Source organism: Amycolatopsis sp. PSD-21, assembly GCF_055561455.1.
In genome coordinates this window covers 5,105,264-5,117,276 of the sequence record NZ_CM145712.1, presented here as the reverse complement: position 1 = coordinate 5,117,276, position 12,013 = coordinate 5,105,264, and the positions used below count along the sequence as shown (strand labels likewise).

At 70.6% G+C, this 12,013-nt stretch carries 10 protein-coding genes; 5 read left to right on the top strand and 5 right to left on the bottom strand.

All coding sequences use genetic code 11. The features are described from left to right. Positions 1–16: 16 nt before the first annotated feature. Positions 17–1,759, top strand: coding sequence for a sensor histidine kinase (locus ACZ1DY_RS24155; RefSeq protein WP_465480930.1), 1,743 nt, complete (start codon positions 17–19; stop codon positions 1,757–1,759). 6 nt (positions 1,760–1,765) lie between these two features. On the opposite strand, the gene ACZ1DY_RS24150 is transcribed toward ACZ1DY_RS24155, so the two are convergent. Then, positions 1,766–2,062 carry a dsRBD fold-containing protein gene (locus ACZ1DY_RS24150; protein WP_192742150.1) on the bottom strand — a complete coding sequence of 99 codons (297 nt, stop codon included), beginning with the start codon at positions 2,060–2,062 and terminating at the stop codon, positions 1,766–1,768. A gap of 159 nt (positions 2,063–2,221) precedes the next feature. Here ACZ1DY_RS24150 and ACZ1DY_RS24145 point away from each other — a divergent pair, with 159 nt between their 5' ends. Continuing rightward, complete coding sequence (locus ACZ1DY_RS24145; RefSeq protein WP_465480929.1) at positions 2,222–3,178, top strand: Acg family FMN-binding oxidoreductase; 957 nt, start codon at positions 2,222–2,224, stop codon at positions 3,176–3,178. A 78-nt stretch (positions 3,179–3,256) separates the two neighbouring features. Then, positions 3,257–4,216, top strand: a complete 960-nt coding sequence (locus ACZ1DY_RS24140; RefSeq protein WP_465480928.1) for a DUF6528 family protein — start codon at positions 3,257–3,259, stop codon at positions 4,214–4,216. Between the two features lie 167 nt (positions 4,217–4,383). Here the strand turns inward: ACZ1DY_RS24140 and ACZ1DY_RS24135 are convergent, their stop codons facing one another. Continuing rightward, entirely contained in the window at positions 4,384–5,373 is a 990-nt protein-coding gene (locus tag ACZ1DY_RS24135; protein ID WP_465480927.1) for an alpha/beta fold hydrolase, read from the bottom strand. 78 nt (positions 5,374–5,451) lie between these two features. Then, a complete protein-coding gene (locus ACZ1DY_RS24130; RefSeq protein WP_257486301.1) occupies positions 5,452–6,429 on the bottom strand; it encodes a GlxA family transcriptional regulator in 978 nt (325 codons plus the stop codon). Between the two features lie 150 nt (positions 6,430–6,579). On the opposite strand from ACZ1DY_RS24130, the gene ACZ1DY_RS24125 reads away from it, so the two are divergent. Then, positions 6,580–7,179, top strand: a complete 600-nt coding sequence (locus ACZ1DY_RS24125; protein WP_465480926.1) for a hypothetical protein — start codon at positions 6,580–6,582, stop codon at positions 7,177–7,179. A 1-nt stretch (position 7,180) separates the two neighbouring features. On the opposite strand, the gene ACZ1DY_RS24120 is transcribed toward ACZ1DY_RS24125, so the two are convergent. Continuing rightward, positions 7,181–7,996, bottom strand: coding sequence for a helix-turn-helix transcriptional regulator (locus tag ACZ1DY_RS24120; protein WP_465480925.1), 816 nt, complete (start codon positions 7,994–7,996; stop codon positions 7,181–7,183). Between the two features lie 109 nt (positions 7,997–8,105). Between ACZ1DY_RS24120 and ACZ1DY_RS24115 the strand changes: the two genes are divergently transcribed. After that, positions 8,106–9,755 (top strand): AMP-binding protein, encoded by a 1,650-nt coding sequence (locus ACZ1DY_RS24115; RefSeq protein WP_465480924.1) that lies wholly within the window; start codon positions 8,106–8,108, stop codon positions 9,753–9,755. On the opposite strand, the gene ACZ1DY_RS24110 is transcribed toward ACZ1DY_RS24115, so the two are convergent. Next, positions 9,712–11,781, bottom strand: coding sequence for an AMP-binding protein (locus tag ACZ1DY_RS24110; RefSeq protein ID WP_257486305.1), 2,070 nt, complete (start codon positions 11,779–11,781; stop codon positions 9,712–9,714). The two genes, ACZ1DY_RS24115 and ACZ1DY_RS24110, sit on opposite strands and share 44 nt — an antisense overlap. Positions 11,782–12,013: the final 232 nt, after the last annotated feature.

The following is a 12,013-nucleotide window of genomic DNA, read 5'->3' as shown; positions in this document are numbered from 1 at the left end:
TCGGAGGCGCGGCAGGATGTCGGCTCATGACCGGCTGGGCGGAAACGACGACCGGATCACCGGTGCCCTTTCCCAGCTGCGGATTCGTGAGGTGCTGCGGGATCTCCATGACCGCATCGAGCGGCTCGTCGGCACCCGCGACAAGATGGACGGCCTGCTCGAAGCGGTGCTCGCGGTCGCCTCGGGGCTGGAGCTGGACGCGACGCTGCGCCGGATCGTGCAGGCGGCCATCGATCTCGGCGAAGCCACTTATGGCGCGCTGGGAGTGATAGCGGACGACGGTTCCCTCGCCGAATTCGTCTATCTCGGTATCGACGGCGAGACGAAGGAACAGATCGGGCATCTCCCGAAGGGGCACGGCCTGCTGGGTTTCGTCATCGACGAGGCGAAACCGGTGCGGCTGGCCGACATCTCGCGGCATCCCGCGTCGGCCGGGTTCCCGCCGTGCCATCCGCCGATGCGCTCGTTCCTCGGCGTACCGGTCCGGGTGCGCGACGAAGTGTTCGGGAATCTCTACCTCACCGAGAAACGCGGGGAGAATTTCACCGAGGACGACGAGCTGGTCGTCCAGGCTCTCGCCGCCGCGGCCGGGATCGCCATCGAGAACGCCCATCTCTACGAGCGGGCGCGGATCCGCCAGCAGTGGCAGGCCGCCACCAGCGAGGTGACCACGGAACTGCTGGGCGGCACCGATCCGGTGGACGCGCTCAACCTGATCGCGGGCCGGGCACTGGAACTGACCGGTTCCGACCTCACTTTGCTGGCACTGCCCGGTTCCGGCAGGCTCGACGTCAGCCCGGACGGGGAGGACGAGGCCGACGAACTCACGATCGCCGTCTGCGCGGGCGCGCGGGCGGCGGAGCTGACCGGGACACGGATCGAGGTCGCCACCTCGTTGCCGGGGGCGGTCTACCGCGACCGGACGCCGCGCAGCGTGCCCGAACTCGTGCTCGGCGCCGAGGAGGAGTTGCGCCTCGGGCCGACGCTCGTGGTGCCGCTCCGGGCGCGGGAGCGGACGTCCGGCGTGCTGATGGCGGTCCGGAATCCGGGCGCCGTTCCCTTCGAACTCTCCCAGTTGCCGGTGGTGGCCTCGTTCGCCGACCAGGCCGCGCTGGCGCTGCAACTGGCGGCGCGGCAGCGCACCGCCAGGGAACTCGACGTGCTCGCCGACCGCGACCGGATCGCCAGGGAACTGCACGACCACGTGATCCAGCGGCTGTTCGCGGTCGGGCTCGCCATGCAGAGCACCCACCGCCGGGCGGAGTCGCCGGAACTGCGGCGGCGGATCGGCGAGAGCATCGACCAGATGCACGAGATCGTGCACGAGATCCGCACGGCGATCTTCGATCTCCACGGCGGCGAGGCCGGCCAGCAGGGAGTGCGGCTGCGGCACCGGCTCTACGACTCGATCACCGAACTCACCGACGACACGCCCATCCACCCGACGGTCAGCCTGTCCGGGCCGCTCGACTCCATGCCGCTCGCCTTCGCCGAACACGCCGAAGCGGTGGTGCGGGAAACGGTCGGCAACGTGGTCCGGCACGCGCGGGCGAGCGGGGTTTCGGTGAGCGTGGCGGTGAAGGACGACGTTCTGCGGATCGTCGTCACCGACGACGGCACCGGTATCGGCGGTGAACCCGTCGAGCCCGGCGGGCTGCGGAACCTGCGCGATCGCGCGGAGAAGGCGGGCGGAGCTTTCCAGGCGGAGACGCGGAAAGAGGGCGGAACCAGGATCGAGTGGTCCGCCCCCTTGCGCTGACCGCGGTCAGTTCGTCGACTGCGTGGTGAGGACCCCGTCGACTTCGACCGAGCGGGCGACGTCGGAAGCCACGGTCTCCAGCAGTTCCGCGGTGAGGTCCGAAAGCGCCCGCGTCACCGCGAGGTACGAGCCGATCTGGGAGGCGGAACCGTTTCTCAGCCCGGCCTCCGCGATTCCGACACCGACGAATTCGCCGCCGTCTTCCAGCCGGAGCAACGCTTCCGCGCGCACCCGGTACGGCTCGTGCTGCAGGGACACGTCGATCGTCCACTTGTCCGTCATCGTCGGCTCCGTTCCGGTCATCGAGACTCCCATCACCGCCGTTCGTGGCACAGGGTCCTAAGTCCTCGCTCCCGCGAATCGGGGGCGAAAGTCCTCGGAAGTCGTGACCGGCGGCCGCTGCGGTCGCCGGGTACCCCGGCCGAAGGTGGACCAACCCTTGTCTTCCGGAGAGAGACCACGATGAAGATCCCGTTGCCGACCCATGTCGACCAGGCGGTGGCGGCCGCCGTCCGCGCGCCGTCCCCGCTCAACACCCAGCCATGGCGGTTCGTCGCCGACCGGGACCGGATCGAGGTGTGGCTCGACCGCGCGAGGGTGCTCCGGATCGCCGACCCGGACGCCCGCGAGGCGCGGCTGTCGTGCGGTGCGGCGATGTTCAACCTGATGATTTCGTTGCGATCCAACGGCAAGACCCTTTCGCTGCGGGCGATGCCGAAGCCGGACGAGCCCGATCTGCTCGCCGAACTCGAGATCGACGGCGACCGGTTCTCCTCGCCGGAGGAGCGGCGACTGGCCGAAGTCGTCTTCCGCCGTCACACGAACCGCCGTCCGTTCCTGGACCGGCCGGTGCCCGTGTGGGCGCGGACGACGGTGCGGGCGGCCGCGCTCGTGGAAGGCGGGCTGCTGGAGCTGTTCGGGCGTGGCGACCGGGCGAACGCGGTCGCGCGCGTCCTGCACCGGGCCGAGGCCGCGCAGGCACGCAACGGAGCGTTCCAGGCGGAAGTCGCGTTGTGGACCAGGCGGACGCCGCACGCGCCGGACGGCGTCCCGGCGGCGACCAGGCCTCCGTCACCCCATCCCGTTCCGGCGCAGGAGCCCTTCTTCGCCGCCGAACCCGAGGGTGGTGAGCCGGTGCTCGGCGCGGTGCTGACCGCGGACGGCGGACCTGCCGCGGATCTTCGGGCGGGAATGGTGCTGCAGCGGGTACTGCTGACGGCGACGGCCGCCGGGCTCGCGACGTCGTTCGTCGGCAGGCCGTTCGAAACCCCCGAGACACGGGCCGCGATGGACCGGATCTTCGCCGACCTCGGCCGGCCGCACGCCGTGGTGCGCTTCGGGTACGGCCGCCCGGTGCCGATGACGGCCCGCCGCGAGGTCGGTGAAGTCCTGCTCCGGCGGTCCGGGGTGAGCCTCTGATCCGGGGTCATCTGGCCGACATCCATGTTTCGGGCCGCCGCCACCCACCCGTCACCCGGGGCGGGTTCGGTCTCCCTTATGAAGATCATGCGGAAATCCTGGGTGGCGCTGGTGATCGCGGGCCTCTCGGTCGCGGCGTCCGCGCCGGCGGTGGCGGACGCCGGCGCACGCGATCGCGGTTCGATCGTCATCACCGAGCAGGCGTCCAAGCGGATCCTGGTCCTGCCCGCCGACCGGGCCTCCTGGCAGAACCGGAAGGTGAGCTGGGCGTGGGCCCCGAACGCCGCCAACGGGCTGGCGGACCTCGCGGGTTCGTGGAGCAACCCGAGCGACGCGAAGCTCGCCGAGCGAGGCGGCGAGAAGTACCTGCTGACGTCGGCGTCGGGCGGTTTCGCCGCCGTCGTACCGTATCCGGCGGGTGACCGGGCGTACTGGGCGGCGAACGTCGGCGGGCCCGCCAACCCGCACAGCATCGAGCTGCTGCCGGACGGGAACGTCGCCGTGGCGGCCAGCACCGGTGGCTGGGTGCGGGTCTACACCGCTTCACAGGGGCAGCGTTCGACGACCTACACCGAGTACCGGCTGGTGGGGGCGCACGGCGTGGTGTGGGACGCCGGCCGGAACGTGCTGTGGGCGCTGGGCACGGACGCGCTCGTCGCGTTGACCGTCGGCGGCACGCCCGCCGCGCCGGTGCTGGCCGAGCAGCGCTCCGTGCCGGTGCCGACGAAGGGCGGGCACGATCTCCAGCCGGTCCCGGACAGGCCGGATCTGCTGTGGGTGACCACGGAAGCGGGGGTGTACCAGTTCTCGAAGACGAGCGGCGGGTTCACCCAGCGCTACGCGGGCGCGCGGGAGATCGACCGGCCGCATGTGAAGAGTGTGTCGACGAACCCCCGGACCGGGCAGGTCGTGACCGCCTCGGTGCAGGACGGGCACCTGTGCACGTGGTGCACGGACACCGTCCGGCTGGCCTTTCCACGCGCCGAGCTGGCGCTGCACGGCGCGTGGATCTACAAGGCCCGCTGGTGGATCGGTTGAGCTGAACTTCCATGTCGGTACCGGCCGTTCGGGGGGCTGTCCGGCCGGTACCGACACACCAGAGAAGAGGGAACCCCGTCGCGAGAATGACGCGTGGCCGCGTCTTTCACCTGACCGAGTGAATCGGTCCGTTCGGCGGGCGACATTGACCCATTCGGGGTATGGGCTCACCCGAGGAAGGTGCGCAGCTCGTCGGCGACCGCTCGCGGCTGTTCCTCGGCGACGAAATGCCCGGAACCGGAGATCTTCCGCACCCGGACGTCGGCCGCCTTCGACGGCAGGACCGCGGCGAGGTAGTCGTAGTTGAACTCCGAACCCAGCCCCAGCATCGGGGCGGTGATCTTCGCGTAGGCCTTCTGGTCCTCGATGTCCGCTCCGAACGCCTGGTACCAGCCGTTCCCCGCGCGGATCGCGTCCGGGCGGTCGTACGCGGCGGCGTAGATCGCCCGGTCCCGGGCACCGATCGAGGCCGGATCGGCCGCGAGATGGTCGAACATCCAGTCGACGAGGAAACGTGACCGGCCGGCCAGCAGCTGTTCGGGCAGGGTCGCGACCTGATTGAAGGCGAACCACCAGACGTTCACCGGTTGCCCGGGCGGAGCCAGCATGGGGAGCTGGTACAGGCTTTCGTCGGGATGCGAGACGTCCATGAGCGTGACGGTCTTCGTCGCCTCGGGGTGGTTGGCGGCGAAGGCGAACGCGACCATGGCGCCGATGTCGTGCCCGGCGATATGCGCCTGCCGGAGGCCCAGCGAGCGCAAGAGTTCGAAGATGTCGCGGGCCATCGTCTTCTTGTCGTACCCGCCTTGCGGTTTGCCCGAGCCGCCCATGCCCCGCAGGTCGACGGCGATGACGCGGTATCGCTTCGCCAGCTCCGGCATGACCTTGCGGTACTGCCACCACGTCTCCGGCCAGCCAGGCAGCAGGATCAGCGGCTCGCCGCGGCCGCCGGCGACGTAGTGCAGCCGCGTCCCGTCGACGTGGGCGTACTCGCTGCGGAAACCGCCGGGGAGGGACCGGGCGAGTTCCGCGTCGCCAGGGACGCCGGACTGGCCGGCCTCGGCGATGCCACCCGAGGCCACCAGCGCGGCCGCGGCACCCGCGCCGAGGGTGAGCATGGACCGGCGGTTGAGGAAGGAACGGCTGTTCTCGGTCATGCCTCGATCGTGGCCGGGCCCAGGCTCCGACCGTGAGCGGTGTTTTCGCCAACCGGGGTCTGTTTTGAGACAGCCCGGTCAGGACAGCATGGGTTCGAGCACGCTGAGCCTGGTCCCGAACGTCTCGCGGTAGGACACCGGCGTGACCCCGACCTGCCGCCGGAAATGCGGGCGGAGCGCGGCGGACGAGGAGAACCCGCAGTACCTGGCGATCTCGTCCACCGGGAGGTCGGTGGATTCGAGCAGTTGCTGCGCGCGGATGACACGCTGGTGGGTGAGCCACGTGCCGGGCGCGGCACCGGTGATCTCGCGGAACCGGCGGTCGTAGTTGCGCCTGCTCATATGCGCCCGCCTGGCGAGTTCGTCGACCGGGAGCGCCGTGTCCAGCCGGGTCAGCGCCCAGGCCATCGTCTCCGACACCGGGTCGCCCTCGTCGAGTTCCGGCATCGGCGACTCGATGTACTGCGCCTGCCCGCCGGGCCGGTGCGGCGGGACGACCATGCCCTTCGCCAGCCGGTTCGCCACCTCCGCGCCGCACCACGAGCGGATCAGGTGCAGGCCGAGATCCATCCCCGCCGCGCCGCCGCCCGCGGTCAGGATGTCGCCGTCGTCGATGTAGAGCACCGATTCGTCGAGGAGGACGGCCGGGAACCGGGCGGCGAGCAGCGGGGCCATCGCCCAGTGCGTGGTGGCGGGGCGTCCGTCGAGCAGGCCGGCGGCGGCCAGGACGAAGGCGCCGCTGCACAGCCCGGCCACCCTGGCTCCCCGGTCGTGTGCCGCGCGGAGCGCCTCCAGGGCGGCTTCCGGCGGATCCTCCATCGGCGACCGCCAGTTCGGGACCAGCACCAGATCGGCGTCCCGGACCGCGGCGAGGTCTTCGGGGACCGGCACGGTCAGCCCGCCGCCACGCAACGCGGTCCCGGGTTCGCCGCCGACTACCTTGAGTTCGAGGTCGGGCAACTCCCCGAAGGCCGAAGCCATCTCGAACACGCCGAACGCGAAGGACATCGCACCGAGCGACGCCCCGTTGAAGACCACCACGGCCAGCCGTCTCATGGGGCGATTCTAGAGACTCGTGAGTGGTGAGGACGGTTCTAACCGTCATTACCGCTCACGAGACCTGAACTGCGGCGGAGCCGGTGATCGACTGTCCGAAGGGGACGGTAGATTCCTCGCGCACAGGTTGCCAGGGGGAAGGAAGCGTCGATGTCGTACCCGCAGGGACCGCAAGGGCCGCAGTGGCAGCAGGGCTATCCCCAGCAACAACATCCCCAGCAGCAGTATCCCCAGCAGGGCTACCCGCCGCCGGGCTACGGCGGGCCACAGTACCCGGGTCAGCAGCCGCCGAAGAAGGGCAACGGCCTGCTGATCGGGCTGATCGCCGGCGGCGGCGCGCTCGTGGTGGTCGTCTTCGTGATCCTCGCGTTCGTCGCGCCCGGATTCCTGCTGAGCGACGGCAAATCCTCGAGCTCGGCGAGCGCGACGCAGGCCCCGCTGCACCTCGATTGGGGCCCGGTGCTGGCGGGCAAGTTCATGCTCGCGGTGTTCGGCGACGAGCCGGCCAAGGCCGCCGAGTCGGCCTGCGCGGACGCCAAGGACGAGGTCCGCAAGGCGGCGAAGGAGTACGGCGACCGCAACGCGTCGCTCACCGCGCAAGAACCGCGCGCGGCGGGCCCGGACCTGATCGTGGTGACCATGACCGGCACCCTGAACTACAGCGAGAACTTCACCGGGACGATGGAGGTCCGGCGAGAGGCGAGCGACAAGTACTGCATCGCTTCGGTCTCGCCCGTGCCCGCGGGCTGAGTCAGGGGAGCAGGCCGATCCGCCGCGCGTGCGTGACGGCTTGCAGCCGGGAGGTCGCGTCGAGCTTGCGCATCGCGTCCCGCAGGTAACTCTTGACCGTCTCCGCGGTCAGCCCCAGCCGGTGCGCGATCTCGGCGTTCGTCAGGCCGAGCGCGACGAGCGCGACGGTGTCCAGTTCCCTCGGCGCCAGGCGCACCACGGGGGAAGTGGCGCCGGTGAGGTTGGCGCACACCTCGTCGAGGCGGTCACGGAGAACGCCGTCGGCGATCTGACCGGAGAGCGCTCGAAGCTCGCCGTAGACCTCACGCAGCCGTTCTCGCGGCGCGGCCTCCTCGCGATGCTCCGCCAGCGGCCGTGCTTCGGCCAGCCGCCGCTCGATCTCGTCCTCGACGGCCAGGGTCTGTTCGAGATCGCGCGCCGCGTGCAGGGCGGCGGTTATCGTCCGGTCGGAGAGGGTTGCCTCGTCGCGCAGGCCGCCGTAGAGCACGGCGCGGACACGGCGGCGCACGACGACGGGGATCGCGACCACCGAGTGGATGCCCTCGTCACGGACCGGCTCGTCGTAGTCGTGACTGATCGTGGTCGCGCTGTGGTAGTCGTTGGCGACCACCGGCCGGGTCAGCGCGAGCGCCTTGCCGCCGAGGCCGCGGCCCGCGCGGACGGACAGGCCGTTCAACGCGGTGCCGCGATTGCCGAGGAACGCGGTCAGCCGCATCCGCGGTGACGTGCCGGCGACCCCGGCGAAGCCGACCGGCAGGCCGGTGTCGCGGCGCAGGTCCGAGACCGCGCCGAGGAGCTGGGCGTCGTCGACCGGCATCGGCTCACCCTCCTTGGTGATCCCCCCTCGATCGGGGGTGGTGGACGGATCGGGCCCGCCCGCACGATTCCCGGAACTGTACGCCTTCGCCAACGTCCCGGGAGAAACGATGACCGAAGCTCACGTCCGGCGGTTGCTCGAGGTCTACGACGACGAGCGGGCCAGTGCGGCGACGCTGCTGTGCGACCGGCATCCGGCGGAGGCGGTGGCGTTCACCGTGGTCGAAGCGGATCTGACCAGCCACGATCGCACCTACGGCGAGCTGCGCGAGCAGTCGGAGCGCTTCGCCGGGGCACTGCTCGGCCTCGGGGTCGGGCCGGGGGACCGCGTCGCGACGCTGATGGGCAAGTCGGCGGAGCTGGTCGTGGCGCTGCTGGCGATCTGGCGGCTGGGCGCGGTGCACGTCCCGCTGTTCACGGCGTTCGCGCCGCCCGCCATCGCGTTGCGCGTCACCGGCAACGACACGAAGGTCGTCATCGCCGACGCCGGCCAGCGCTCGAAGCTGACGCCGTCCGCTGACCTGCCGGACGACCCCTCGCGGCGGATCGTGGTCGTCGGTGACGGCGAGCCGGGCGATCTGTCGTTCCGGGAGATGCTGGCCGACGCCGCGCCGCTGCGGGGAGCCGCGGTGACCGGAGGGGCCGGGGTACTGGTCGAGCTGTTCACCTCCGGGACCACGGGAACGCCCAAAGCCGTCCCGATTCCGCTCCGCGCGCTCGCGGGTTTCCAGGCGTACCAGGACTTCGCGCTAGACGTCCGCGCCGACGACGTCTTCTGGAACGCCGCCGACCCCGGCTGGGCCTACGGTCTGTACTACGCGATCATGACGCCGATGGCGACCGGCAGGCGGAGTCTGTTGCTGCACGCGGGTTTCTCGGCCGAACTGACGTGGGCGGTACTGGAGCGGTTCGGTGTCACCAACTTCGCCGCGGCTCCGACGGTGTATCGAGCGCTCCGGAACTCGGCCGCCCCGGTGCCGGACGGTCTCCGCCTGCGGCACTGTTCTTCGGCGGGGGAACCGTTGACCCCGGATGTCCTGGAGTGGGCGTCGTCGAAGCTCGGCGTCGGCGTTTACGACCACTATGGACAGACGGAACTCGGCATGGTGGTGGGCAACGCGTGGCATCCGGACCTCCGCTCGGAGGTCAAACCCGGCTCGATGGGGCGGGTCCTGCCGGGCTTCGCGGTCGAGGTCCTCCGCGAAGACGCCGACGTGGTGGCCGAGCCGGGAGAACGGGGACGCGTCGCCGTGGATCTCCCGGCGAGCCCGCTGGTGTGGTTCCGGGGCTATCGCGACGCGCCCGAGCGCACCGCCGCGCGCTTCAGCCCCGACGGCCGCTGGTACTACACCGGCGACGTCGCCGCCAAGGACGCCGACGGCTACTTGACCTTCGCTTCGCGGGACGACGACGTCATCCTGATGGCGGGCTACCGGATCGGCCCGTTCGACGTGGAAAGCGTTCTGCAGCAGCATTCCGCGGTGGCCGAATGCGCCGTGGTCGGTGTCCCGGACGAGTTGCGCGGCGAGGTGATCGTGGCGTACGTGGTCGCGCGGGACGGTGCCTCCGCCGACACCGCGTTGGTGGCCGAGTTGCAGCAGCTGGTGAAGACCCGCTTCGCCGCGCACGCCTACCCGCGTGAGGTGCACTTCGTGACGGAGCTGCCCAAGACACCCAGCGGGAAGATCCAGCGCTTTCTCCTGCGGGAGCGGCATGCTACTGATCGATCGGCCACGTTTCGTCCCTCAGCAACCGCTTGAGTACCTTGCCGGTCGCGTTGCGGGGCAGTTCCTCGACGAAGTACACGTCCCGAGGGACCGCGAAGCGCGCCAGCCGGTGGTGGATGTAGGCGCGGACGTCGTCCGCGCTCATGCGGGCACCGCGTTTCGGCACGATGTACGCCGCGAACCGTTGCCCGAACTCGCGATCCGGCACGCCGATCACCGCGGCCTCATGGACGCCGGGCAGGGCGGCGATGGCCTCCTCGACAGGGCGAGGGGACACGTTCTCCCCACCGGACACGATCATCTCGTCCGCCCGGCCGGTGACGAAGAGGCGTCCGGCGGCGTCCTGGTAGCCGACGTCGCCGGTCGCCATCAGGTTCTCGGCGCGGGGCACGCTGGCGCCGTCGGTGTAGCCGTCGAAAAGCATGTCGTTGCCGACGAAGATCTGTCCCTCCCAGCCCGGCGGAACCCGATTGTGGTCGTCGTCGAGGATGGCGACGCGGGTGCCTGGCGGGCACCGGCCTGCCGTCGTCGGCGCGGCGCGCAGGTCCTCGGGCGTGGCGATGCTGGCCCACGAAACCTCGGTGGAGCCGTAGAAGTTGTAGAGCACGTCGCCGAAGGTGTCCATGAACTCGGTGACGATCGGGCCCGGCAGCGCGGATCCGCTGCTGGCCACGATCCGCAGCGACGAGAGGTCGTAGCGGGCGCGGATCCGTTCCGGCAGGTCGAGGATGCGCTGCAACATGATGGGCACGGCGAACAGCACACCGCAGCGGTGTTCGGCGATGGTCCGCAGGATCTCCTCGGCGTCGAACCGGCGGATCAGCGACAAGGACGCGCGCACGGCCATCCCGATCTGCATCCCGGCGAGCCCCCAGCTGTGGAACAGCGGCGCGGCCACCACGAACCGGTCTCCGGAGTGGAGCGGGATGCGGTCGAGCATGGCGGCCGACGTCGACAAGCCCTTCGGGGTCGGGCGGCGCGCGCCCTTGGGGGTTCCCGAAGTGCCCGACGTGAGGACGACGAGCCTGCCGATCCGGTCCACCGGTTTGAGTTTGGTGGCGGGCACCCCGGCGATCAGCTGATCGATGGTCGGGTAGCCGTTCTCGGTCTCCGGCCAGGTGGACAGCCGCAGGAAATCGCCGGGGATGCCGGCGATGATCTGCGAGAACTCGTCGTCGGCGAGCACCGCGACCGGTTTGTGCTGCCCGATCACGTCCGCGACCGCGCCGGCGGAAAGCCCGGTGTTGAGCAGGATCGCGTCCACGCCGAGTTTGCTGCACGCGATCAGTGACTCGACCATCGCGGCGTGGTTGCGGCACAGCAAGGCGATCCGGTCACGGGCGCGCACGCCGCGGGCCGCGAGCGCGTTCGCGAGCTGGTTGCTGCGATCGGCCGTCTGCTTGAACGTCCGGACGTTGCGTTCGTCGCGCAACGCGACGTCGTCCGGCACGCGGGCGGCGTTGGCCGTGTAGCCGCCGGCGACGGTGGCGCCCCATTGCGACAACGATGTGAGCTGCCGGGCGATCTTGTCCGGTCGCGCGGCCGCGAGCACCCCGGCCTTGATGAGCGTGCTCGCCGTGTGCAGCGTGGTGGCCTTGGTGTGCGCCGGTTCCTCCTGGGGCGACGCCGCCCGGCCCGAAAGGTGCAGATCGATCCGGCGGGCCGTCGCGCGAACGGTGCGTTTGAAGGACGCGGCGGACACCAGACTGGCGTGCGGCGCCGGAAGCATCAGCTGGGCGGTGAGTTCCGTGCCGCCGTCGGGAGCCGGCCTCAGCTCGACCGAGACCCAGTTCCCGTCGTCCTCGACGCCGCACCAGACGACGTGTTCGCCCGGCCGCCAGACGCGGGCTTCGATATCGCCGACGACGAGTGTGCCCGGCCGCGGCTCCAGCCGGACGAGGCATTTCGGACCGCGCCCGCGTTCGGCGGGGCGCTGGATCTCGCACCAGCTGATCTCCGCGACGAACCTCGAGTAGGACTCGGGATCGCCGATCACTTCCCAAACCTGGCCGGGGGAATGCCCGAGAATCGAGCTCGCCTGGACCACATCGTCTCGCATGCGATTCGCCTCACCACGCGCGTTCGGGTGTTGACCGGGCCGCTGCCGGCGCCTCCTTCGTCGTTCAAGTCCGGCGAACCTACCAGCAATCGGCCGAACGCAATACTCCGAACGACCGCGGGTTCGCGTTCGTTCAAGGGGAACCACCACGGAAAGGGTAGATGTTCGCGTGGCGCGACGCCGTCCGCCGACGGTTCGATCGCGACGTCCGATTTACGCCGGTCTCCCACGC

Bases quoted from the DNA above. Each gene is read 5' to 3' on its own strand.
- ACZ1DY_RS24110 (WP_257486305.1), bottom strand. From the start codon at position 11,781: ATGCGAGACGATGTGGTCCAGGCGAGCTCGATTCTCGGGCATTCCCCC.
- ACZ1DY_RS24135 (WP_465480927.1), bottom strand. From the start codon at position 5,373: ATGACCGAGAACAGCCGTTCCTTCCTCAACCGCCGGTCCATGCTCACC.
- ACZ1DY_RS24150 (WP_192742150.1), bottom strand. From the start codon at position 2,062: ATGACCGGAACGGAGCCGACGATGACGGACAAGTGGACGATCGACGTG.
- ACZ1DY_RS24145 (WP_465480929.1), top strand. From the start codon at position 2,222: ATGAAGATCCCGTTGCCGACCCATGTCGACCAGGCGGTGGCGGCCGCC.
- ACZ1DY_RS24120 (WP_465480925.1), bottom strand. From the start codon at position 7,996: ATGCCGGTCGACGACGCCCAGCTCCTCGGCGCGGTCTCGGACCTGCGC.
- ACZ1DY_RS24125 (WP_465480926.1), top strand. From the start codon at position 6,580: ATGTCGTACCCGCAGGGACCGCAAGGGCCGCAGTGGCAGCAGGGCTAT.
- ACZ1DY_RS24140 (WP_465480928.1), top strand. From the start codon at position 3,257: ATGAAGATCATGCGGAAATCCTGGGTGGCGCTGGTGATCGCGGGCCTC.
- ACZ1DY_RS24115 (WP_465480924.1), top strand. From the start codon at position 8,106: ATGACCGAAGCTCACGTCCGGCGGTTGCTCGAGGTCTACGACGACGAG.
- ACZ1DY_RS24155 (WP_465480930.1), top strand. From the start codon at position 17: ATGTCGGCTCATGACCGGCTGGGCGGAAACGACGACCGGATCACCGGT.
- ACZ1DY_RS24130 (WP_257486301.1), bottom strand. From the start codon at position 6,429: ATGAGACGGCTGGCCGTGGTGGTCTTCAACGGGGCGTCGCTCGGTGCG.